Below are 23,257 nucleotides of genomic sequence, written 5' to 3'. Positions count from 1 at the left end.
AGTTAATTAGTGATTTTAGAATAAAAATTTTATTGGTTTATGTTTAAAGAATTAGTTTTGGAAGTATAGTTGACCAAAGGAAATTCCTTGATCATTTAAAGGAATAGTTTTAGAAAAATAAAACTTTCTTTTTAATTTTTTAGATAATTGTTCTAATAGTGTTTTATTTTGAAAAACTCCACCTGCTAAGACAATTTTTAAGTTCTTATTTTCTAAAGATATTTCACTTATGATATTTACAATCATATTTATAAACTTTGAACAAATAACTTTTTTATCTTTATCTTTTAGTATTTCTAATATTGCTTTTGATAAATCAATTTGAGTATTTATTATTTCATAAGAGTATGATTCATTTAAATTTTCATCATACTCTTTTTCTATTTGAAGCCCTGTTTCACCTTCATATGTTTGTAATTGTAAAATATTAGAAAATGAAGCTATGGCATCAAATACTCTTCCAAAAGAACTAGTAAGTGGAGTATTTAGATTTTTTTGCCACATTTTGTATAGTAATTCAATCTCATTTTTAGTAAAAGAGTTTACACAAGCATTATCTAAAGTTAAAACTTCTTCAATGGTAAAATTATCAAACAACAAAGACAAGGCAATCCGTCTTGGCTCTTTTACTGCTTTTTCTCCACCTAGGAGTTTAAAATATTTTAAATGATTGATTCTTTTATATGAGCTTCTATTTGAAATAAAGACTTCTCCACCCCAGATATTACCATCATCTCCATATCCTGTTCCATCAAATACAAAAGCTAAAACATCTTCATCTAAATCATATTCAGCCATAGTGGCTAATGCATGTGCATAGTGATGTTGAATTTGTTTTATCTCTTTGCCTTGATTCATCGCCCACTTTGTTGTTTCATAAGCGGGGTGTTTGTCACAAACAATTAATTGTGTTTTAAAGTCATAAAACTTTTCAAAGGTACTTACACTTCTTTTAAAATATTCCATAGAAACAATAGAATTCATATCTCCAATATATGCTGAAGAAATCATATTATTATTAAAACCTAAAGAAATAGAACTTTTTTGATTAGCACCAATAGCTAAATTATTTTTATTAAACTTGTTACTAGTCTTATATGAAAATGGAGCATATCCCCTTGCTAGTCTTAATATTTGAATCTCATCATTTATAACTTGCACTATAGAGTCATCACAGGCATTTATTATGTCCCTATTGAAATCTAATACATAATCAACCACATTAGACAATTTACTAAAAATATCTTTTACATCTTTTATTATTGGTTCATCTTTCAAGTTTGCACTTGTGGCTATTATTGGATTATTAAGATATTCAAAAAGTAAAATATGCAAAGGAGTATATGGCAAAAAAACACCAAGTCTATCTATATTAGGAGCTATTAGTTCACTAATTTTGCAATTAGAATTTTTATTTACTATTACAATTGGTTTTTCTTTGCAAAGAATTGTCTTTTCTTCTTTATTTGAAATATTTGTATATTTTTTTATTTCATCTATATTTTTAAACATTACAGCAAAAGGTTTTGATGGGCGATTCTTTTTTTCTCTTAGTTTTTTAACTGCATTTTCATTTGTTGCATCGCAGATTATATGAAAGCCCCCTATTCCTTTTATAGCAACTATAAATCCAGAATTTATTTTTTGAGCTATTTCTTTAATACTATCATTATTACTTATTTCATTTTTGAAATTATCATATAATTTTATTTGTGGTCCACAGTTAGGGCAACAAATTGGTTGAGCATGGTAGCGTCTGTTTGTTGGGTCTTCATATTCTTCTTTACACTCTTCGCACATAACAAAATCATTCATAGAAGTATTGATTCTATCATAAGGTACAGTATTAATTATAGAGTATCTAGGACCACAATTTGTACAATTTGTAAAAGCATATTTGTATCTTCTATTTTCAATATTTTCAATATCTTTTATACAATCATCACATATGGCAATATCAGGTGAAACTAAAGTAGATTTATTGTTTTGATTAGCACTTTGAATAATTTTAAAGTCTTCAAAGTCATCTAAAGAAGTATCTTCTAGTATGGAAATATTATCTATCTTTGACAAAATAGGAGGGTTATTTTTTAGTTCATTTAAAAAAGTATCAATACTATTCTTCTTACCTTGAAGTAAGATGTTTACACCTTTATCATCATTGTTAACATATCCATTTAGATTGAGTTTTAGGGCAAGATTATATACAAATGGACGAAATCCAACACCTTGAACAATACCTTGAACTTCAATTATAAACTTACTCATTCACTCTCTTTAATCAATTTGTATAGGAAAGTCCTTATTATAATATATTTTATAATTTTTTGTAATGCTTTTATGTACAAAAGAAGAAATAAGTTTATTAGCAAACAAGTCTCCACAAAGACTTATTCCATCAAGTTTCATTTCATCATTTACCATATCAACACAAGAAGATACAAAATGAGCAAAACTCTCAATATATCCTAAACATATTAGATTATCATTTGTTCCAGCTAGTTTATAACTTATACCACTTTGTATTAATTTATAAATATTAAATCTTCTTTTATATATTTTATCACTTTCATCTAATTTATAATCTATTCTAGGACCTTTATCACCCAAAGCATTATGTGCACCAGTTAATAAATCCACTTCAAAACCTAAAATTACTGATACAATTTTCCATATACTATAAACAGAGTTTTCATTTATAGAAGACAAATCAAAACTAAGTGCCGTTTTATAAATATCGGGAAAAGACTTTTCATAATTTAAAATAAGTTTTGCACCATTAGTATCTTTTTTTATTTCATCAAATAATTCACTCATACTAATTGGTAATTCATATTTAAATATATCTATCATCCCATCTATTTTTGTAGAATAAAGTGTCAAGCCATCTTCATGTTTTGTACTTGCATAGGTATTTAAAATAGTTTTATCAAATAAATAATTTTCACTTAACAAAACCATAAATTGTGACTTATTTTTTTCATCAAACTCTTTATATACATCATCTAAACTTTTATCATAATTTTTTGATTTTAAAACTATTACTTGTCCATTATCTAAAATAGAGATTTTAGGAATCTCAATCTTTTTATATAAAGTACTACTAATAAAAGTTAAAGATGAATCAAAAGTATCACTCTTCCAATATGCCAAAAAGTTAATATTATATTTCTCTAACTCCAAACATAATAAATACAAAATCATGTCACTTGCATATCTAACATCAATATTTTCATTTATCAAAATTTTTTTAGATTTAAAGACTTCATTTATTTTTAAATTTATTCTTGGCTTTTCAATAGATGCTAGGGCTATTATCTCTTGCTTAGATGCAATAAGAACATCTGAGATATTATTTAAATTTGTACATAATAACTTTATCTTATCTTTTTTATTTTTATCTATAGCTTCTAGTTTTGAAAAAACGAACTCACCACTTAAAGTTTTTATTTTAACTCTTTTCCCATCATTTATAAGTTTAGAGGTATATTCAAAATACTCAATATAATTTGATTTTTTTATCTCTTTTTTTCCATCAAATAAAATTAAAGCTTTTGCCTCTAAATCTTGCCCACAATCTTCGCAAAAAATAAAAGGATTATAATAGTTTTTATTACCTTTTTCTTCAACTGCTTTTAAGCATTTAGTACAAAAAGTTAAAACAGAACAGTCCAAATGATTAATATCTGGAAAAGTAGGAAATTCATCAACACTTTCAACTTCGACATTTTTTAGAAAAATAGACATTGGAAGAAATGTTGATAAAATCTTAGAAAATTCGTCTAGTATCTCTTTTGTACTTTCAACAAATAAATTTATGTGATTATTAGCTTTTGAAATTTTATAATTAATTTCAAAATTTTTTAGGCATGCTTTTATATTATGTATAAGTGTAAAATTATTTGAAAAGTATTCAAACTTATAAATAAGGACCATTTAGGATGTCCCTTTTATAACTTATCTCTGCAATATTTGTAATATATGTATCAGCTTTTTTGACACACATTTCTACATCAAATAGTTTTAAATGATTTCTAACACTATTTTCCATAGTTATAATTGAAGATTGAATCTCTTCACTTAATTCAAAAGTAGTATCATCTGCGACTCTTTTTGGAATAACTCCAAGTATTTTAGTAAAAGGTAAGTCTTGATTCATATCTATCATTTTAAGTGTTTGAAGCATCTCAACTTCATGGGCACTTCCTTGCCAATTAACACAATTGGGAATAGCATTATAATCAAAAAAATAAACATCCCCTGCACTTGCATTATTTGCATCGATACAATCAATTATAATTACTTCATCATATTTTATAATTTCGGGGATCAATCTTTGAGCCAAAGTTCCACCATCTATGATTGTAACCTTTGATTTTTTAGATTTAAAAGTATATTTTTCATCTAAATAGTGCACAAAATGTGCACCTATTCCTTCATCTTGAAAAAGAATATTTCCTATTCCTAATATTAAAATATTCATTTTTTTGCTTTACTCTCTTTTTTTTCATGTTTTTTATGCCAACTATATCCACTAAAAATAGTATCCATAGAACCACTTTTCCCATACACAGAATTAAACACTGCCATATAAATATGAATAGGAATAAATATCAAAAATATCCACATTGTAAGGTGATGCAATTCTCTTACATTAGCCAATCCACCCATAAGTACTTCTATTGGTCGAAGTAGTGGAAAAAGTAATCCAGCTAATCCATCATGATAAACATGTATATATAATATTAATCCTGTTAGAGATACTAAAAACAGAGTCATAAATATCATAAAATATGCAATAAACTGCAAAGGATTATATATACCTTTTCCTTCTGGATGAGTACCAATTAACATATAATATTTAATTTGTTTAATCCATACTCTTGGACTAATAAAATCAAAAAAGGAAACTCTTTCATTTCTACTTTGTCTATCAAAAATAAATAAATATACTTTAAATATTGTTGTTGCAATTAATACAAATCCAAAAACCAAGTGCCAGAATCTCCACAATGCATTCATGAAATTTACTGGTTCATCAGTAATATATGGTGTTAAAAAAGGTTTTGCAAGGTAAAAACCTGTCACAACTAATATTAATAAAGTAACTACTCTAATCCAGTGATTTAATCTTAAAACACCGGAAAACTCATATTTTCTTTCAATCATCTTTTAGCCTTTTAACACGAAGTGCCATAAGTTGGATCAACTTTATAACTTCCCAATTCATTGCCTTTTGTATCCATAACATGAACAGCACAAGCAATACAAGGATCAAAACTATGAATAACACGAATAATCTCTAAAGGTTGTGTTATGTCTTTTACTTTTAATCCAATAAGATTTGACTCATATGGACCTTTTAATCCCGTTGAATCTTCAGGACCTGCATTCCAAGTTGAAGGAACAACAGCTTGATAGTTTTCAACTACTCCATTTTTGATTCTTATCCAATGGCTTAACATTCCTCTTGGAACATCACCGATAAATCTACCTTTGTACTCTTTATCTTTATCGATTTTATAAGTAGTATATGTTTCTTGGTCTACTTTTAAATTTTCAATCAAGGTATCAAATGTTTCTAAACCATTTTCAATAATAGCTTTTACTTGTAAAGCTCTTGCAGCTGTTCTTCCCAAAGTAGTAAATAAAGCTTCTGTAGGAAGTCCTGTTTGTTCTAAGAATTCATCTACAATTTTAACTATTTTTTTATTTCCACTTGCATATGAAACTAAAACAGAAGCTAAAGGTCCAACTTCCATAGCTTTTCCATCATATCTAGGTGATTTTATCCAAGAATATTTACCCTTTTCATCAATAACTTTAGAGTGAACTTCTTTTCCTTGGGCTCCTATTGTCATGGCTTCACTCATACCTGTATAATTTGGATTTGTTTTTCCATCATAAGGATGTAAAGGCTCATCATCTTTATACCAAGAGTGTGTTGCTTCTTCTGTTATCAAATCTTCATTTATAGGATGAACTTTTGATAAATCACCATTTAAAATAATTCCTGTGTCAAAAAGAAATTCAGTTCTATTTAGTTGCATCTCTTTATGAGACATAAAATTCATAGTTCCAGCTTTTGCAGTAACACTTGGCTCTTTTGCATAAGCTTGTCCTGCCATTAAAATATCAGCACAATAAGCATGTTCAATGAAATTTGAAACTTCTTTGTATTTTGTTAAATATTCGGCCATTCTTGAAGGATCTAATAAATCCATTACACAAGTAACCCCACCTACTGTTAAACTTTGAGGATGTGGTTGCTTTCCTCCAAACATTGCCATAAGTTGAGCAGCAGTTCTTTGAACTTCTAAAGCTTTTAAATAGTGACTTAAAGCTATTAGGTTTTGTTCAGGAGTTAATCTAAAAGTTTCATGTCCCCAATATGCATTGGCAAATGGTCCAAGTTCACCTCTTGCAGCAAATTCTTTTACTCTATCTTTTACTTTTACTAAATCATTTTCACCAGTTGCAATTGGATACTTTGTATATTTAAAAGCCTCTTTACTAGCTTTTGCAGGATCCGCTTTTAATGCAGATGTAATATCAACCCAATCTAAACCATGTAAATGATAAAAATGTACTAAATGATCATGCATAAATAATGCTTGATTCATCAAACTTCTAGTTAGTTTTGCATTTAAAGGAGGAGTAATATTAAGGGCATCTTCTACTGCTTCAATACCAGCTCTATAATGTGAAAAAGTACATACTCCACAGATTCTTTGCATCAAAAATCCGGCATCTCTTGGATCTCTATTTTTAACTATTGTTTCTAAACCTCTCCATAGAGTAGATGAAGCAAAAGCATTTTTTATAACATTATTTTCATCAATTTCAACTTCTATTCTTAAGTGTCCTTCAATTCTAGTAATTGGATCTACTATTATTCTTTTATTTGCCATTGTTATTCCTCATCATCACTTTTTGGATTTTTAAAATTTGCTATAACTGCATGCGCTGCGATACCAACTGCTGTAACACTTAATAATCCAATACCTATCTTATCAGCAGTTGCATCAGCACCACCTCCACCAAAAACTGTGTTATAAAGTTTATCTGCAACTGGTTCTTCAAATGGCCCCATAGTATCCCAAAAATCTGGTTCACTACAACCAATACATCCATGACCTGCTTGTATTGGCCAAGACATATGTGAATTAAACTTATTTTTAGAACAGTTATTGAAAGTATAAGGACCTTTACATCCTACTTTATACAAACAATAACCTTTTTTAGCACCTTCATCTCCAAACTCTTCTACAAACTCACCAGCATCAAAATGACCTCTTCTCTCACATAAGTCATGAATACGCATTCCATAAGCCCATTTTGGTCTATTATAAGCATCAAGGGCAGGTAAGCTTCCATATAAAATATAATGCATCAGAGTACCTACAATATTTTTCTCACTAGGAGGACAACCCGGTACATTAATTACTGGTTTATTTGTAATTTTTGAAAGTCCTACTGCACCAGTTGGATTAGGAATAGCAGCTTGCACTCCACCAAAAGATGAACATGTACCAATAGCAAAAATTGCAGCTGCATCTTCACAGGCAGCTTTTGCATTTTCTTCTCCTGTTTTACCATGTCCACCAATAGTTAGAAAATGAGCACTTTCACCATGAGGAATTCCACCTTCTACCATCAAGATATATTTACCTTTGTGTTTTTCTATTGCATTCTCTAAGTTTCCTTCAGCTTGCCAACCAGCTGCTGCCATAAGTGTTTCGTGATATTCTAAAGATATATAATCAAAAATCAATGAATCGATTGTTGGAGCATCTGTTCTTAAAAGTGATTCAGAGCATCCTGTACACTCAGCCATATGAAGCCATATAATTGGTAATCTATCACTTAATTCTGCTGCTTTTGCAACTAATGGTGAAAATGACCCAGGAAGAGCTAGCATTGCAGTCATTGCACTTGCCCATTTCATAAAATCTCTACGATTAATCCCTTTTTCTATTAAAACATCAGGGATTGATTTATTATCATCTAATTTAGGAAGTTTTTCTAAGTTCTCTAATCTTTTTGATAATTTGTTAAATAATTTTGACATATCCAAAATTAATCCTTTTATAAATAAATTTTAATAATGAATAATCATTCATTATTTTTTGTATAAAAAAACCAACCCTTTAAAAGATTGGCATAAATAAATAAAAGTGAATAACTATTCATTATTAAGATACTAAAAAAACCAGCTTCAAAAAGAAGTTGGCTTTTAACTTTAAATCTTTTATTATTATAATGAACGCTTGTTCATTAATGAATATTACAAATAAGATTCTTAACTTAATCTTAACTTTATAATAAAAGTTAATTTTGTAAAATAATTATGATCATATGTTACTTATTGGTACTTTTAAAAAAATAATATTTTAAAACTCCATGTCTAATGGATATTCTTTTGGAATAATTGTATTAAATGTTTTAGTGAAAATCTTATAAGTTTTTTCTAAAAGAAGAGAATTGGAAAACATATTTCCACATAAAATAACATCATTGAAATTCAACTCTTTTTTAAGTGTATCAACTTGATTAGTAATAAATTCACTTAAACTCTCATAAAAAGAATAAGCCAATATTTCATTTGATACATCTGCCATTTTATAACTCATTATACTTTGAATGATCCGTCTATAGTCCAAATAATTTATATTATCAATCTTTATTAGTTTCATATCAATTTGTAATCCACTTTTAACATTACAATTAAAAGCAGCATTTTCAAAGTCTAAATAATCTTCTAATCCAAGTACATAAGAGGCAATATTTAAGATTGATTCAAATCCATTTATATCTTTATTTTTAAATTCTTTATTAAAGTTTTGTGAGAACTTATTTTTATAATTTATTATCAATCTTGCTGTATTTTCATCAATTAGAGATATTTCTTCCATCGCATTATTAATATCATAAATAATATTTGGAATTAAAATAATATCTCTTAGTCCTTTTCCTGGAATATTCAAGGAAATAGAACTATTATCACTGTTATATGAAAAATATATAGATACACTTGGTTTTATTCTCTTATTATTTGTTGCAAGTGTAGCTTTTATAACTCCTCCATTATCACCAAAAAATTCCTTTGAATTATTATACTTTTTGTTTAAATTATAATCATATTTTGGAAACAGAGATTTTTCTCCATTTATAATTATATTGTCACTATTAAAATAAGTAACTTTAAGTCCGTCTTGTAAACTCTCTTCTTTTACATAAAGTAAATAGTCAATACCTTCTTTTTGCAAAGCATTTGCAAAAAGTATAGTCTCTTTATCATCTGGAAGTTTTGCATATATAAAATTACTTTTTGAATACTCTTTTTCTTTATTTTCTAAAATATTGAATTTTAATTTTACTAAAGGTCTTTCAATAGAACAAAGAAGTTGTAAGTCCTTTTGATTCAAAGAAAATAATTCTGATAATTTATTTATGTTACAAATGAAAAGTTTTACTTCACAATTTTTAGATTCAAACTCTTCTCTTAAAGCTTTTGAAGGCAAAAATATATTTTTAAGTCCATTATGTGTCTCTATTTTAGAAATCTTTCCCTCTTTTATTCTTTTAATATCATTTGAAAAATCAATATTTGTATTTTCGTTTATTATATTTTTAATATCTTTATTAGTAAAAGTAAGGACATTTTGAAGTATATTTTTATCTTCAATCTCTTCTATGGATTCATCAAAATCATTAACAACATATGAATTTTTTAAAAATACTGATAAAGGTAAGGTTTCACCTAAATATTTGAAAAAGCCTTCAATTTTTTCTTCACTATCATTGCATGTTATTAAAATAAAACCGATGTATTGTTTCACATTTGCATTGATGTCATACTCTTCTATTAGATTTTCTAAAATATGTTTATAATATAAGTTTGTACTGTTAAATTCTATTTTGTAAAATAGTTTCATCTTGTAGTATCCTCTTCATTTGGTATTCGTTCATCATATTCATCGTTATATGATCCCAAGATTCCTTTACAAATTTGAGAAATAGATTTTTGTTCTTCATTCTTTTCTACTTTTATTCCTAAGTTTTCAATATCAGTAAGAGCCTGATTTATTAATCCTATAAACTTATCTTCAATAGTTTTTGTAAGTCCAATTTGAACACTAACAATATCTTCAGGAATAATACCAATTATTGTTACTTCTGCATGTTTATCTAATACAGAACATATCTCTAACATCTCTACAATTTCAACTTCATGGGCTGTTTTTCTATACTGACCAAGCCCCAACAAAACATCAGAAGGAAGTCTATAAATATCCCCTACTTTATCTTCAATAGAGACAGTATCTAAAATAATAACATTATCATACTCTTGAAAATAAGTCATCAATTTAAAACCTAAAGTTCCCCCATCAATAATCTCTATATCACCTTCAAATTTATAATTTTCATCTAAATATTTAGCAGCTAAAATACCTACTCCCTCATCTTTAAAAAGTAGATTTCCAACTCCTATTACTATATTTCTCATATATAACCTTCATATTTATTTAATACATTCAAAAACAAAACAACTTTTACTTATGGATATATTATGTAAGTAATAGAAGTTATGAGCTATGCTCATAACTTCTATTTATCTAGATTTTTAGAGTTAACTTCATCATTTATAAATTTTGTTCCACCAAATACAATATTGATGTCTCCTTCTCTCCAAAAAATCGTTCTCCAAATTTGATAATAAATATGTGAAAAAACCCACATCAATAAAAGATACATAGCTGTATGATGTGCAATTCTAACACCCATATTTCCACCAAATACCCAAAGTGTCCAGTCAGTAGAAAAATGTAAAAGCCATGGCCACCATGCTCCAATTGAACTTTGTCCTGAAGCTAAACCATGAACATACATTTGAAGTCCAGTTAAAAGCATAAATACTAATAATATATGAAAAAGTGTAAAAAACATAATATTATAACTATCACTATATGTTGAATCAAACTTTTTTCTTCTATTAAAAGTTATTAGATTGAAAAAAACTTCACAGAATTCTATAAAGTTTTTCTTTGTCGGTAAAATCTTTCTATATGGTTTTTCAAATCTAGAGAAAAGATATAAATAACCAATTAAAATAGCTGTTACATCAAATATAATTGCCACAATAAAGTGTCCCCATCTATTCCATGCCATAACATACTTATCAACAGCTGGATCTGCAATAAATGTTTGATAATATGGATGACCTATATAAAGCCCGGTTGCAACTGCAACAATCATACAAATAGCATTTGTCCAATGTATTATTCGCATGACTGGAGTCATTCTTTCAACCCTTTTAAAATTACGCACGGCAAACACCTGTTGGATCTATTTTATATACACCTAATTCTTTTCCATTAGTATCAATAATATGCACAGCACATGCAATACAAGGATCAAAACTATGAATAGTTCGTAAAATCTCTAGTGGCATATCAGGGTCTACAACTTTAGTACCTACTAAAGAAGCTTCATAAGCACCCATTCTGTTTTTATAATCTTTTGGTGCTGCATTCCATGTTGAAGGAACAACTGCTTGATAATTTAAAACTTTTCCATCTTTAATTTTAATCCAATGTCCTAAAGCACCTCTTGGAGCTTCAGCCATACCAAAACCTTGAGCATCTTTAGATACTTTATCAAAATCAAATTCAGTCCAAGTAGATAAATCACCACCTGCTGCATTTTTAGCTAATTCATCTGCCCATTCAATTACAACATCACACATCATTTCTGTCTCAATTGCTCTTGCAGCTGTTCTTCCTACAGTTGAAAATAAAACTTTTGTTGGTAAGTTTCCATTTTTTAAGAATGTTGTAACATATTTACTAATTCTTTCATCACCTTTTGCCACCCCTACTATCATTCTAGCTAGTGGACCAACTTCCATTCTATTGTCATTGTATAAAGGTGATTTAATCCAAGAATATTTATTTTTAATATCTAAATATGCAATACCATCTTTTTTCTCTTTAAAACCTGTATAGTTTGGTTTTGTTTCACCTTCATATGGGTGTAAATTTGTTTTACCTTCATACCAAGAGTGAGTCACATCTTCTGATATTTTTGTTTGGTCTAAGTCATAAACTTTTGATAAATCTTTATTCATAACTATTCCAGAAGGGAAAAGTTTAGCAGCTTCATAAAAAGATGTATCATCTAAATTGAAATCACCATAAGACATATAGTTACCTAAACCACCACCTGTTCCATCAAGGGCTTCATCAGCATACATAGTTCCTGCCATATAAACATCAGGAAGATATGCTTGTTTAGAAAATTTTTGTGCTTTTTGAATAATATCTTTAAATTCTGCTATTCTAGCTGGATTTTTAATATCTTGAACACAAGTAACACCACCTACAACAATTGATTGTGGATGAGGATTTTTACCTCCAAAAATAGCTTGTGCTTTTGCAATCTCTCTTTGTAACTCTAATGCATCTAAATAATGAGAAAGACCTATTAGGTTTTGCTCAGGAGTTAGTTTATAAGCTTTGCTTCCCCAATAAGCATTACCAAATACACCAAGTCTTCCTTGTTTTACATATTTTGTAACTCTTTCTTGAACTTCAGCAAATACATCTTCACTTGCATTCCAAGGTCTTTGACCTGAAAGTTTCGCCCATTTTTGTGCTTCTTCAACTGCTTTTTTGGGATCAGCTTCAAGTGCTTTTGTAATATCAACCCAATCAAGTGCATGAAGATGATAAAAATGTACAACATGGTCATGGATGTATAAAGCACCTTGCATCATATTTCGTACTAATCTTGCATTTTTAGGAATAGTTACTTTAAATGCATGCTCAACTGCTTCAATACTTCTTTGGTAATGAGTACCAGTACAAACACCACAAATTCTCATTGCCAAAAGTCCACAGTCTCTTGGATCTCTTCCCTTTAGAATCTCTTCTATTCCCCTAAACATTGTTGAAGAACTATATGCATCAGTAACTACATTGTTTTCATCAATTACTGCTTCAATTCTTAAGTGTCCTTCAATTCTTGTAATAGGATCTATTACGATATGCTTGCTCATTATGCCTCCTCACTTTCGCCATTATTTACTGATCTTTTACCAACAACTGCTGAAGCAATTGCATGAACTCCTATACCTATTGTAGTTGCTGTTAACAAGCCTAATCCAAATTCATCAACAGTTTTTTCAACTCCACCTGTTGGAGCTTTTATATGTGCATCGGCCATAGGTCTTTCATATGCATACTTATCCCAGAAATCAGGTTCAGAACATCCAATACACCCTCTTCCAACACCAATTGGCCAGTTTGCTCCATCATTGTATCTTATAATTGAACAATTATTAAATGTCATTGGACCTTTACATCCCATTTTGTATAGACACCAGTTATTTTTAGCACCTTCATCACCCCACTCTTCTACATATTCACCTGCATCAAAATGTGCTCTTCTTTCACAATTATCATGAATCCTATATCCAAATGCAAATTTTGGTCTAAGTAATGAATCAAGTTCTGGAACTTGGCCTGTTAACACATAATGAAGTACAACCCCAACCATATTTGCAGGGTTTGCGGGACAGGCAGGAATATTAATTACAGGTTTACCTTTAACTAAATCCATAACACCAACTGCACCTGTTGGATTTGGAGCAGCAGCTGGAATACCACCAAAAGTAGCACATGAACCAACAGCAACCACAGCTGCTGCATCTTTTGATAGTCTCATCAAGTGTTCTTGGAAAGTCTCACCTGAAGCTCCAATAGTTCCATATTGACCATTCATAGCTGTAGGAATTGCACCCTCTACAAATAATAAATATTTACCTTTGAAATGTTCAACCGCATCTTCAAGTTGAGCATCTGCTTGATGACCAGCTGCAGCCATAATGGTTTCATGAAATTCTAAAGATAATACATCAAAAATTAAATCATCAACAGTAGGTGTTGATGATCTCAATAGTGCTTCAGAGTTTCCAGCACAATCTTGCAACTCAATCCAAATCACAGGAAGTCTATTCATAAGTTCAGCAGCTTCTGCAACTAAAGGAGTAAACATAGGAGGTAACATAAGTGTTGCAGTTGTTGCACTTGCCCACTTCATAAAATCTCTTCTATTTACGCCTTCACTCTCAACTATATCAATAATATCGATATCTTTAAGAGCTGGTTGTTTTCTTAGTTTACTTAATCTAGCTTTTGTTTTTTCAAACAGATTATTGTAAAACTCTTCACCTTTGTTCGTATCCACCCTTGCAGAGTTTTGATTAAAAACTTTTTTAACCATCTCTTGAGAATCGTAAGCCATTTGTTCTCCTTAAATTAAAAAATGAATATTCATTTATTATCGTAATTTAACTTTTGCTTACTTAATTAAAACTTAATTTAGTATCTAAATAATGGGCTAGTATAGCAATAAAGTAGCATTTATATCAATATTTTTAAGCTTTATAATTATAATAATTTCAAATATTACGATAAGTTGGTACTTGATTTTACTTTAGTTCTAGGAATACATAAGTAATAGGAATTTTAACAATTTATAAAGCTTGTTACAAAACTACTCTACTTTTTGAATAAACATTCATTAATGTGTTGTACAAACAGAGCATACATCAAATGATCTTAATATAATTTTTGATTCATTTAGTGATTTAGAACCAATAATTGCTTTTTGGGCAACGCCTAATTCTATATTATTTTTTGGACCCAAATTCCAAACAGTAGGTGTAATGACATCATATTTTGTAATAAGCCCTTTATTTACACTAAGGGTGTGAACAAGTGAACCTCTACATGCTTCTACACTAGAAGTTGCAGTTATATTTTCTAGACTCTTTAAATCTATTTTAGGCTTAATATATGAGTCTTCACTTATATCTATTTGTTTTATAAGTTTTTTACTGTAGATTAAAAGATGTGCTATTTCATCAACCCTTGACATTACTCTTGTAAATGTTGAATCATCATACTTATTATGTAAGGTTGTTATAAACTCTCTTTCATTTATAACAGCTCTTGATAAGGGCCCTACTTCATAAAAATGTTTATTATATTGAACACTTTTAGACCATGTATGAGCTTTTTTATTATCTTTTTTATTTATATTAAAAGTATATTCTTCACTCTCTTTTATCTTTGCTAAATCAATATTATTAGATATCTTTTTATTATAAAGTCCAGGTTTTACATCTATCATGTCTGATAAAACTAAATGTCTATTGTGTGCCTTTCCCACTTGCTCTAGTTTTGTTTCAAAAGAGATATCAACAAAATCTCTCAAAGATGAAGATAGTAAAGTTAGTTCTTCAAAACTATTTAAAGATAAATAATTTTCAATGCTTATTCCTGCTATATCTTTTTCAAAATACTTTATTGTTTGATCAATATAGTTTTCGCAAGTTACAATATCTAATAGCGTTGGATCACTCATAACTCCACCAGGAATCATATAAGATGTATGTGGCCATTGTCCTGCATAAATTGCTAAGGCTTTGATTATTTCACTAGCACCTTTTTGTGCTCCTAGCCATTTTTCTCCTTTTAAGGGAGTATATCCCTCATATTGTTTTTTAGATATTGCTATAACATCTGGCATTATAAACATATAAAACCACTTAATATGTGAATCAATTATTTCAATAATCAATCCTAATTCCCTAAGTATTTTAGCTTTATTTGTTATTTGTAATTCGTTACCAGAATTTTTATATAAATTTTCTATTGCATTAACAGTTGCTAAAAGGTGAGCTTGTCCACATATTCCACAAATTCTTGGGGTATAAACTAAAGCATCTAAAATAGGTTTATTCTCTAAAATATATTCAAAGCCTCTAAAATTTAAAAAGTCAATTGAAGCATCACTTACTTTTTTATCTTTCCAAGTTAAATTAAGCTTTGCTTCACCCTCAATTCGTTCTACTATATCAACTGTTTTCATTATTTTTACTTTCATAAAAGTGGTTTAATTTTTGATTCAATCTAGGAATCGTAAATGTTTTAGCAACACCTGAAATTGATAAATATGCTCTTTTAGGAATTCCAAGTGGTGGCTCAAAAGGTATACCTATATGTTTTTTAGTTTCAAACATATTAAGTCTTGGAAAATCATATTCTGTACAGCCAATACAGGGCATACCAACCCTTGTTTTACTACTAACATCATTCCACAAAATTTTATTACAATTTGAGTGTGTCATTGGTCCACGACACCCTTCATTATAAAATAAACAACCCTCTTTTAATCCAAAACTTTTTGCCTCTACTTTCCACTCAAAGTACTCATTTCTAGTACAACCATGGTGAGCAAGACCTCCATACAACTCTATTGGTCTTGATTTATTATCAAGGGTAATTGAACCATTAAATTTCAAGGTAAAAAGAGTTTGAATTATCCATTCTGGATGAACAGGACAACCAGTAAGATTTATAATTTCATGGGAAAGTGATGCTTGATTTTCATTGGAAATATAATCTTTTAATCCACCAGTTTTGCCATTTTGTTCAAACTTTGCATGGATTCCTCCATAAGAAGCACAAGAACCAACGGCAATTAAAAAATTTGATTTTAAAACAAGTGCAGTTAAAACATCTGATAAATTTTTGTTAGAAATTGAAAAATAGAATTCATCATTTGTTATTGCACCTTCAACTAACAAATAATCAATTCTATCTTTTGATTCTAAAATCTCATCAAGAGTAGTATCAACAGTTAAACTAGGATGATAAATCAAATCAAAATTATTATTAAATTGTTCAAATCTTGATGAATTTGCAGATAAAAAAGAGTGGGTATTACCATTGCAAGTAATACCTTGAAGCCAAACAACTTTTGGTAAAGCTGTTTTATGCATTTTCATCATATTTTAGTGCTCTATAAATATTTTCAGCAATAGAATCAGAATATTCAAGTAAATCTTTTTCTAATACATTTTCTCCACTCATAAATGCAAATCCACCTAAACTTCCCATTAGCATACCAAATGCTGGGAAAAATTCTTGTTCTCTAAACTCTTTTTTTTGTGCACCATCATCAAGTAAAATCATAACTTCAGTTACAAATTCACCTACACACAAAAACCCCTCACACCCTTCTTTAAATACTTCTCTATTTGATAAATAAACTCTTAAAAAGTAATTTATTACTTCAGGAGAATTTTTTACATTTTTCAAATAGTTTTTAATAAATAAATAAAGTTTTTCTTTTGAAGTAATATCCATATTATTGATTTTTCTCAAATCATCTGCCATAATATTTGTAGAATATTTTATAGCAACTTTTGCTAATTCTTCTTTTGAGGAAAAGTAATTATACATATTACCAACACTCATACTCATAGCTTTTGCTATATCTGGAATAGTTGTATTATAAAAACCTTTTTTAGCGAATAGTATCAACGAATTTCTAATAATACTATTTTTTTTCTCTTCTTTTACAGACATAATTTTTTACCTTAATTTAATAATGATATATAATATTAAAATCTATGTTAATAATAAATGAATATTCACCATATTCTAATAATTAAATCTAAACATAAGAATCAAAACTCTTTTCTTTGTAATCACAATGTAATAATTTGTATTTATACTTCCGTAATTTCTTTCGAACGAAAGATTTTAAACTATATAAACGAAAGCTTATAATGAAACCAAAAGAGAGACAAGCCTATATTTTAGAAAAAGTAAGACAAGAAAAATCTGCAACAGTAGAAAAATTAAGCAAGATTTTTTCTGTATCTGTACAATCTATTAGAAAAGATATAAATTTTTTATGTGAAGAAGGACTTTTAAGAAGAATATATGGTGGTGTTGAAATGGCACTTCAAAAAGATAATATATCATATGATAGTAGAAAAATAATTCATTATGATGAAAAAAAAATCATTGCAAGATTAATTGCTAAACAAATTCCAAATAACTCTTCTTTATTTTTCTCAATTGGTACAACTCCTGAAATAATTGCAAAAGAACTAATCAATCACAAAAATCTAAAAATCTTTACAAATAATTTAAATGTGGCTCTTGTATGTTGTGAAAATTCCTCTTTTGAAGTAACACTTCATGGTGGATTATTAAGAAATAAACACAGAGACATAGTGGGAAATGATATTGAGAAATTTTTCAGTTCATATAGTGTTGATTTTGGAATATACGGAGTTGGTGCAATAGAAGAAAATGGTTCATTATTAGATTTTACACAAGAAGAGTGCCAAGCTAGGGAAGCCATAAGTAAATCTAGTAAAAAAGTGTTTTTAGTGGCTGATTATTCAAAATTTACAAGAAATGCCTACATAAGAAGTGGAAATATATCAAATGTTGATTCTATCTTTTGTGATAAAAAACCTCCTGAAAATATCTGTAAATTATTAGAAAAAAACGGCGTAGAAATAAACTATGAAAATGAATAGAGGAAATATTTAATGTCATCAATACAATTAAAAAATATAACAAAAAAATATGAAGAAAAAATAATTATAGAAAATTTAAACTTTACAATAAAAGAAGAGAGTTTTACAGTTTTATTAGGACCTTCAGGATGTGGAAAATCTACCACTTTAAGAATGATTGCAGGACTTGAAGAGATAAGCTCAGGTGAAATTTTAATAGATGGAAAAGATGTATCAAAACTACAATCTTCTAAAAGAGGTATCTCTATGGTATTTCAATCTTATGCTTTATTCCCTCACTTAAGTGTAGAAGAAAATATTCTTTTTGGATTAAAGGTAAGAAAAGTACCTAAACAAACCCAAGAAAAAAGGTTGAAAAAAGTTGTAAAACTTGTAGGTCTTGAAGGATTATTGGATAATAAGCCCTCACAATTATCAGGTGGTCAAAAACAACGAGTTGCATTAGCTCGTGCTTTTGTAGCAAAAAATAAAATATGTCTTATGGATGAACCCCTATCAAATCTTGATGCAAAATTAAGAAATGAGATGAGAATAGAGATAAAAAAACTACAGCAACAACTAAAAATGACAGTTTTATATGTAACCCATGACCAAACAGAAGCTATGAGTATGGCTGACCATATTATTTTATTAAATAAAGGAGAAATAGAACAACAAGGAACACCACAAGAATTGTATGAAAATGTTGCTTCCACTTTTGTGGGCAAGTTTATAGGAACTCCACCTATGAACATAATAAAAGTAAAAAAAGAAGGTACACAAATCTATATAGATGACCAAGAGTTTAAATCTACTTACTCAAACCGTATTTCCAATAAAACAAATTACTTTGGTATAAGACCTGAAGATATTTTCTTTGTAGAAAAAGATCAAGGTATAGAAGCAAAAGTTGTTTTTCAAGACTATCATGGCTCTGACACAATATTGGGTATTCAAACACTTAATAATGACTTAGAAAAACCAATTTTAGTGCGAAGTGATAAAAAAAATAGTTATCAAACTGGGGATAGGGTTTGGGTAAATTGGCAGGAATCAAAGATTAATTTTTTTGATTCTTTTGGTGAGAGAAGAGAAATCTTATCTTAAATAGTATTTTTAATAATAGGAAATAAAATGTTAAAACTTATGAAAAAAGTTGCTATGTATAGTGTTATAGGTGCAAGTTTGCTAACTAGTGCAAATGCAGATAAAACAAAACTAACAATGTATTATCCTGTATCTGTGGGTGGGCCATTAACAAAAATAGTTGATTCTATGGTTAATGATTTTGAAAAACAAAATCCAGATATTGATGTAAAAGCAATATATGCTGGTAATTATAATGATGCAAGAATTAAATCACTTGCAGCCCTAAAAGCTGGAGAACCTGCCCAATTAGCCGTAATGTTCTCTATTGATGTTTACGACTTAATTGAGCAAAATGCCATTGTATCTTTCTCTGACCTTGCAAAATCCCAAGAAGATAAAAAATGGCTAAAAAGTTTTTATCCAGCTTTAATGGAAAATGGTACAACTTTAGGGAAAGTTTGGGGTATCCCTTTTCAACGTTCTACCATTGTAATGTATTATAACAAAGATGCATTTAAAAAAGCAGGTTTAGATCCAAACAAACCACCAAAAAATTGGGATGAAATGATTTCTATGGGTAAAAAACTTACAAATGATAAACAATGGGGATTAATGATTCCTTCAACTGGTTATCCATATTGGATGTTTGGAGCACTTGCTAAACAAAATGGTGAAGTCCTTATGAATGGTGAAGGAACAAAAACTTATTTCAATAATCCAAAAGTTATTGAGGCCTTACAATACTGGAAAGATTTATCAAGCAAATATAAAATTATGCCAGAAGGTACAATTGAATGGGGAACACTTAGAAAAAATTTCTTAAGTGGTAAGACTGCTATGATGTGGCACTCAACTGGTAATTTAACAGCTGTTAAGAAAAATGCAACTTTTGACTTTGGTGTTGCTATGTTACCAGCAAAAGAAATGAGAGGAACTCCAACAGGTGGAGGTAATTTTTATGTGTTTAAAAATACAACACCAAAACAAAAAGAAGCTTCTTTAAAACTAATCAAATTTATGACTAGCCCTGAGAATTCTGCAAAATGGTCAATTGGTACGGGATATATTGGTATTTCAAAAGCTGCTTATGAAACACCTGCACTTAAAAAATATGTTGAAGAGTTTCCTCCTGCAAAAGTTGCAAGAGATCAATTAGACTTTGCAACTGCTGAATTATCTACTTACCAAACTGGAAGAGTTAGAAAGATATTAGATGACTCTATTCAAGCTGTATTAACAGATAAAAAAAGTGCCAAAGATGCATTAAATGATGCTCAAAACCAAGCAACAAGATTATTAAAAGATTATAAATAAGGAAGATTATGAGACATGTTTACGGTTGGTTATTGTTATTACCTGGATTTATTTTAATTGTTGCATTTACACATTATCCAACTGTAACAACATTTATTAACTCATTTTTTTCTAATCAAACAGTACTCAAGCCCAGAAGATTTATTGGGCTTGATAACTATGAGTATATGATACATGATCCAATATTTATGCAAACGCTTAAAAATACACTTTATTTTTCACTAACAACGGTTCCTCTATCAATCATGATAGCTTTAGCAATGGCAATTTTTGTTCAAGAAAAAATAAAAGCTAGATCAATTGTAAGACTTGCATATTTTACTCCTACAATTTTACCTATGGTTGCAGTTGCAAATATTTGGCTGTTTTTTTATGCTCCTGAAATTGGTTTAATAAATCAAGTTCTTCACTACTTTGGATTTAATGAATACAATTTTTTAGGAGATAGAGATTTAGTTTTAGGTTCAACTATAGTTATGACTGTATGGAAAGAGGCAGGATTTTTTATGATATTTTATCTAGCAGCACTTCAAGGTATATCAAAAGAATTGTACGAAGCTGCAAAAATTGAGGGTTCATCTTCATGGATGACATTTACAAAAGTTACTTTTCCTCTTTTGATGCCTACAACCTTTTTTGTTATGATTAATGCTTTGATTAACTCATTTAAGATGATTGACCATCTGTTTATACTTACAAAAGGTGGTCCAGATAATGCCTCAAATTTATTACTATATTATATTTATGATGTTGCCTTTTCATTTTTTGATTATTCATATGCAGCAACACTTACTATTGTGTTACTTTCAATTTTAATCATTATTTCATTAATTCAATTTGGATTAATTGAGAAAAAAATTCACTACAAGTAGAGACTATGAAATTATTACAAAAGATATCAACTTATACTTTAGCCCTTATATGGATACTTCCTTTATTTTATACTTTTTGGGCTGCTTTTCATACGGAACAATACTCAGCAAACTTTGATTTATTTGCACCTTTAAGTGTTCAAAGTTTTTATGATGCTTGGAATCAGGCACCATTTTTACACTATTTGATAAATACATTTACTTTAGTTACAATTATATTAATAGGTCAAATGATATTATGTACCCTTGCTGCATATGCTTTTGCAAAATTTGAATTTTATGGTAAAAATGTTGCTTTTTTTCTAGTACTCATGCAACTAATGATTATGCCAGAAAATTTGATTTTAGAAAATTATAAAACTATTTCATATTTTAATTTAGTAGATACAACATGGGGAATGGCATTACCTTATATTGCTTCAGCTTTTGGAATATTTCTTTTAAGACAAACATTTAAAACTATACCAAATGAGCTTGATGAAGCAGCTAAGATGGAAGGATGTTCTCCAATAGGGATTTTATTTAGAGTTTATATTCCTCTTTCGAAGCCTACATACTTAGCTTATGCTTTGGTATCTGTTTCTTATCATTGGAATAATTTTTTATGGCCACTTATTATTGCAAATTCAAACAATGTAAAACCTCTTACAGTTGGATTAGCAATATTTGCAGCTCCTGAATCGGGAGTTCAATGGTCTACAATATCAGCAGCAACTTTGATATCAGTTGCACCTTTATTATTAGCATTCTTGATTTTTCAAAAACAGTTTGTTAATTCATTTTTACATACAGGAATTAAATAATGTACGAAGCTTTAAAAAATATTACTTTTATTATATTTGATTTAGATGGGGTATTTTATAGGGAAGAGCAAAGTTTAGAGGGAACAAAAGAGATAATTGATTATTTGAATAAAGAAAATATTCAATACTGCTTTTTTACTAACAACTCCAATTATAAAATTCACAGATATAAAGAAAAACTCTTAACTTGTGGTGTTGATGTAAGTGAAAAAAATATTTTCACTACAACAAAACTAATTGAACACTATTTATTTGAAAATAATTTAGATAATATTTATGTTCTAGGAAGTAAACAGTTACAAGAAAATCTATATGAGAAATATAAAAGAAATGATAAAAATCCTGATATAGTAATACTTGGGATGGAAAATAACATTACATTAAAAGATATATCAAATACTATTAATTTAATAAGTGAAAATACACAAATAATAGCAGCCAATCCAGATAAACTAATTCCCCTAAAAGATGGCTTTGAGTTAGAGTGTGGAGTTTTGATTGATATAATTGAAGAGTATACTAAAAAAATGGTTCAAGTTATAGGTAAACCAAGTCCTTATGGTTTTGATACTATATTATCAAAGTTTGATAAGCAAAAGTGCGAGACTCTAATGATTGGTGATACTTTTGAAACTGATATTTTAGGGGCAAAAAATGCAAATATATCTGCTGGTTGGATAAATTCTGGTAATAAATTACCATCTAATACACTTGATTTTGATTTTATGAGTTTTAAGTCTTTGATAGAATTGAAAGAAGAAATAAAAAAAGCAAAGAGGTAAAACCTCTTT

20 protein-coding genes are annotated in these 23,257 nt (G+C 28.8%); 6 read left to right on the top strand and 14 right to left on the bottom strand.

Annotated features, from left to right (window positions below; genetic code table 11):
* Positions 1 to 51 precede the first annotated feature (51 nt).
* The 14 genes from hypF to CRU95_RS03865 all read right to left on the bottom strand — a co-directional run bounded on the left by hypF (position 52) and on the right by CRU95_RS03865 (position 17,441).
* The gene (hypF, locus tag CRU95_RS03930; protein WP_129099852.1) at positions 52 to 2,268 is read right to left on the bottom strand and encodes a carbamoyltransferase HypF; all 2,217 of its coding nucleotides are present in this window, start codon (positions 2,266 to 2,268) and stop codon (positions 52 to 54) included.
* A gap of 9 nt (positions 2,269 to 2,277) precedes the next feature.
* Positions 2,278 to 3,936 carry a hypothetical protein gene (locus CRU95_RS03925; protein WP_129099851.1) on the bottom strand — a complete coding sequence of 553 codons (1,659 nt, stop codon included), beginning with the start codon at positions 3,934 to 3,936 and terminating at the stop codon, positions 2,278 to 2,280.
* On the bottom strand, positions 3,920 to 4,483 hold the full coding sequence (locus CRU95_RS03920; protein WP_129099850.1) for a HyaD/HybD family hydrogenase maturation endopeptidase: 564 nt from the start codon (positions 4,481 to 4,483) through the stop codon (positions 3,920 to 3,922). Before CRU95_RS03920 ends, CRU95_RS03925 begins: the two co-directional genes overlap by 17 nt.
* Complete coding sequence (gene cybH, locus CRU95_RS03915; protein WP_129099849.1) at positions 4,480 to 5,169, bottom strand: Ni/Fe-hydrogenase, b-type cytochrome subunit; 690 nt, start codon at positions 5,167 to 5,169, stop codon at positions 4,480 to 4,482. The genes CRU95_RS03920 and cybH overlap by 4 nt, the downstream gene beginning before the upstream one ends.
* An 11-nt stretch (positions 5,170 to 5,180) precedes the next feature.
* Positions 5,181 to 6,911 (bottom strand): nickel-dependent hydrogenase large subunit, encoded by a 1,731-nt coding sequence (locus tag CRU95_RS03910; RefSeq protein ID WP_129099848.1) that lies wholly within the window; start codon positions 6,909 to 6,911, stop codon positions 5,181 to 5,183.
* A 2-nt stretch (positions 6,912 to 6,913) separates the two neighbouring features.
* Positions 6,914 to 8,071, bottom strand: coding sequence for a hydrogenase small subunit (locus tag CRU95_RS03905; RefSeq protein WP_129099847.1), 1,158 nt, complete (start codon positions 8,069 to 8,071; stop codon positions 6,914 to 6,916).
* Positions 8,072 to 8,393: 322 nt separating this feature from the next.
* On the bottom strand, positions 8,394 to 9,938 hold the full coding sequence (locus tag CRU95_RS03900; protein WP_129099846.1) for a hypothetical protein: 1,545 nt from the start codon (positions 9,936 to 9,938) through the stop codon (positions 8,394 to 8,396).
* The gene (locus tag CRU95_RS03895; RefSeq protein WP_129099845.1) at positions 9,935 to 10,510 is read right to left on the bottom strand and encodes a HyaD/HybD family hydrogenase maturation endopeptidase; all 576 of its coding nucleotides are present in this window, start codon (positions 10,508 to 10,510) and stop codon (positions 9,935 to 9,937) included. The genes CRU95_RS03900 and CRU95_RS03895 overlap by 4 nt, the downstream gene beginning before the upstream one ends.
* A 101-nt stretch (positions 10,511 to 10,611) precedes the next feature.
* Positions 10,612 to 11,304 (bottom strand): cytochrome b/b6 domain-containing protein, encoded by a 693-nt coding sequence (locus CRU95_RS03890; protein ID WP_129099844.1) that lies wholly within the window; start codon positions 11,302 to 11,304, stop codon positions 10,612 to 10,614.
* A gap of 19 nt (positions 11,305 to 11,323) precedes the next feature.
* A complete protein-coding gene (locus CRU95_RS03885; protein WP_258238620.1) occupies positions 11,324 to 13,060 on the bottom strand; it encodes a nickel-dependent hydrogenase large subunit in 1,737 nt (578 codons plus the stop codon).
* On the bottom strand, positions 13,060 to 14,307 hold the full coding sequence (locus CRU95_RS03880; protein WP_129099842.1) for a hydrogenase small subunit: 1,248 nt from the start codon (positions 14,305 to 14,307) through the stop codon (positions 13,060 to 13,062). The genes CRU95_RS03885 and CRU95_RS03880 overlap by 1 nt, the downstream gene beginning before the upstream one ends.
* A gap of 279 nt (positions 14,308 to 14,586) precedes the next feature.
* Positions 14,587 to 15,939: a nickel-dependent hydrogenase large subunit gene (locus tag CRU95_RS03875; RefSeq protein ID WP_129099841.1), complete on the bottom strand. Its 1,353-nt coding sequence runs from the start codon at positions 15,937 to 15,939 to the stop codon at positions 14,587 to 14,589.
* Positions 15,926 to 16,861: a Ni/Fe hydrogenase gene (locus CRU95_RS03870; RefSeq protein ID WP_129099840.1), complete on the bottom strand. Its 936-nt coding sequence runs from the start codon at positions 16,859 to 16,861 to the stop codon at positions 15,926 to 15,928. The genes CRU95_RS03875 and CRU95_RS03870 overlap by 14 nt, the downstream gene beginning before the upstream one ends.
* Complete coding sequence (locus tag CRU95_RS03865; RefSeq protein ID WP_129099839.1) at positions 16,845 to 17,441, bottom strand: TetR/AcrR family transcriptional regulator; 597 nt, start codon at positions 17,439 to 17,441, stop codon at positions 16,845 to 16,847. The genes CRU95_RS03870 and CRU95_RS03865 overlap by 17 nt, the downstream gene beginning before the upstream one ends.
* Positions 17,442 to 17,644: 203 nt before the next feature.
* On the opposite strand from CRU95_RS03865, the gene CRU95_RS03860 reads away from it, so the two are divergent.
* Genes CRU95_RS03860 through CRU95_RS03835 form a run of 6 tightly spaced genes read left to right on the top strand, consistent with a single transcriptional unit; the run spans position 17,645 to position 23,248 of the window.
* A complete protein-coding gene (locus tag CRU95_RS03860) occupies positions 17,645 to 18,409 on the top strand; it encodes a DeoR/GlpR family DNA-binding transcription regulator (RefSeq protein ID WP_129099838.1) in 765 nt (254 codons plus the stop codon).
* Positions 18,410 to 18,421: 12 nt separating this feature from the next.
* Positions 18,422 to 19,495, top strand: coding sequence for an ABC transporter ATP-binding protein (locus tag CRU95_RS03855; RefSeq protein ID WP_129099837.1), 1,074 nt, complete (start codon positions 18,422 to 18,424; stop codon positions 19,493 to 19,495).
* A 27-nt stretch (positions 19,496 to 19,522) separates the two neighbouring features.
* Positions 19,523 to 20,791: an ABC transporter substrate-binding protein gene (locus CRU95_RS03850; protein WP_129099836.1), complete on the top strand. Its 1,269-nt coding sequence runs from the start codon at positions 19,523 to 19,525 to the stop codon at positions 20,789 to 20,791.
* A gap of 8 nt (positions 20,792 to 20,799) precedes the next feature.
* Positions 20,800 to 21,663 carry a carbohydrate ABC transporter permease gene (locus tag CRU95_RS03845; RefSeq protein ID WP_129099835.1) on the top strand — a complete coding sequence of 288 codons (864 nt, stop codon included), beginning with the start codon at positions 20,800 to 20,802 and terminating at the stop codon, positions 21,661 to 21,663.
* A gap of 5 nt (positions 21,664 to 21,668) precedes the next feature.
* Positions 21,669 to 22,466, top strand: coding sequence for a carbohydrate ABC transporter permease (locus CRU95_RS03840; protein ID WP_129099834.1), 798 nt, complete (start codon positions 21,669 to 21,671; stop codon positions 22,464 to 22,466).
* Positions 22,466 to 23,248, top strand: coding sequence for an HAD-IIA family hydrolase (locus CRU95_RS03835; RefSeq protein WP_129099833.1), 783 nt, complete (start codon positions 22,466 to 22,468; stop codon positions 23,246 to 23,248). The genes CRU95_RS03840 and CRU95_RS03835 overlap by 1 nt, the downstream gene beginning before the upstream one ends.
* Positions 23,249 to 23,257: the final 9 nt, after the last annotated feature.

The organism is Arcobacter sp. F2176 (assembly GCF_004116465.1).
Taxonomy (GTDB): Bacteria; Campylobacterota; Campylobacteria; order Campylobacterales; family Arcobacteraceae; genus Arcobacter; species Arcobacter siniprincipis.
This window is presented reverse-complemented; position numbering and strand designations above follow the sequence as displayed.

Excerpts from the sequence above, each read along its gene's own strand:
- CRU95_RS03865 (WP_129099839.1), bottom strand. The coding sequence starts at position 17,441 with ATGTCTGTAAAAGAAGAGAAAAAAAATAGTATTATTAGAAATTCGTTG.
- CRU95_RS03880 (WP_129099842.1), bottom strand. The coding sequence starts at position 14,307 with ATGGCTTACGATTCTCAAGAGATGGTTAAAAAAGTTTTTAATCAAAAC.
- CRU95_RS03920 (WP_129099850.1), bottom strand. The coding sequence starts at position 4,483 with ATGAATATTTTAATATTAGGAATAGGAAATATTCTTTTTCAAGATGAA.
- cybH (WP_129099849.1), bottom strand. The coding sequence starts at position 5,169 with ATGATTGAAAGAAAATATGAGTTTTCCGGTGTTTTAAGATTAAATCAC.
- CRU95_RS03905 (WP_129099847.1), bottom strand. The coding sequence starts at position 8,071 with ATGTCAAAATTATTTAACAAATTATCAAAAAGATTAGAGAACTTAGAA.
- CRU95_RS03850 (WP_129099836.1), top strand. The coding sequence starts at position 19,523 with ATGTTAAAACTTATGAAAAAAGTTGCTATGTATAGTGTTATAGGTGCA.
- CRU95_RS03845 (WP_129099835.1), top strand. The coding sequence starts at position 20,800 with ATGAGACATGTTTACGGTTGGTTATTGTTATTACCTGGATTTATTTTA.
- CRU95_RS03875 (WP_129099841.1), bottom strand. The coding sequence starts at position 15,939 with ATGAAAACAGTTGATATAGTAGAACGAATTGAGGGTGAAGCAAAGCTT.
- CRU95_RS03840 (WP_129099834.1), top strand. The coding sequence starts at position 21,669 with ATGAAATTATTACAAAAGATATCAACTTATACTTTAGCCCTTATATGG.
- CRU95_RS03855 (WP_129099837.1), top strand. The coding sequence starts at position 18,422 with ATGTCATCAATACAATTAAAAAATATAACAAAAAAATATGAAGAAAAA.
- CRU95_RS03890 (WP_129099844.1), bottom strand. The coding sequence starts at position 11,304 with ATGACTCCAGTCATGCGAATAATACATTGGACAAATGCTATTTGTATG.
- CRU95_RS03910 (WP_129099848.1), bottom strand. The coding sequence starts at position 6,911 with ATGGCAAATAAAAGAATAATAGTAGATCCAATTACTAGAATTGAAGGA.
- hypF (WP_129099852.1), bottom strand. The coding sequence starts at position 2,268 with ATGAGTAAGTTTATAATTGAAGTTCAAGGTATTGTTCAAGGTGTTGGA.
- CRU95_RS03885 (WP_258238620.1), bottom strand. The coding sequence starts at position 13,060 with ATGAGCAAGCATATCGTAATAGATCCTATTACAAGAATTGAAGGACAC.
- CRU95_RS03925 (WP_129099851.1), bottom strand. The coding sequence starts at position 3,936 with ATGGTCCTTATTTATAAGTTTGAATACTTTTCAAATAATTTTACACTT.
- CRU95_RS03860 (WP_129099838.1), top strand. The coding sequence starts at position 17,645 with ATGAAACCAAAAGAGAGACAAGCCTATATTTTAGAAAAAGTAAGACAA.
- CRU95_RS03900 (WP_129099846.1), bottom strand. The coding sequence starts at position 9,938 with ATGAAACTATTTTACAAAATAGAATTTAACAGTACAAACTTATATTAT.
- CRU95_RS03870 (WP_129099840.1), bottom strand. The coding sequence starts at position 16,861 with ATGATGAAAATGCATAAAACAGCTTTACCAAAAGTTGTTTGGCTTCAA.
- CRU95_RS03895 (WP_129099845.1), bottom strand. The coding sequence starts at position 10,510 with ATGAGAAATATAGTAATAGGAGTTGGAAATCTACTTTTTAAAGATGAG.
- CRU95_RS03835 (WP_129099833.1), top strand. The coding sequence starts at position 22,466 with ATGTACGAAGCTTTAAAAAATATTACTTTTATTATATTTGATTTAGAT.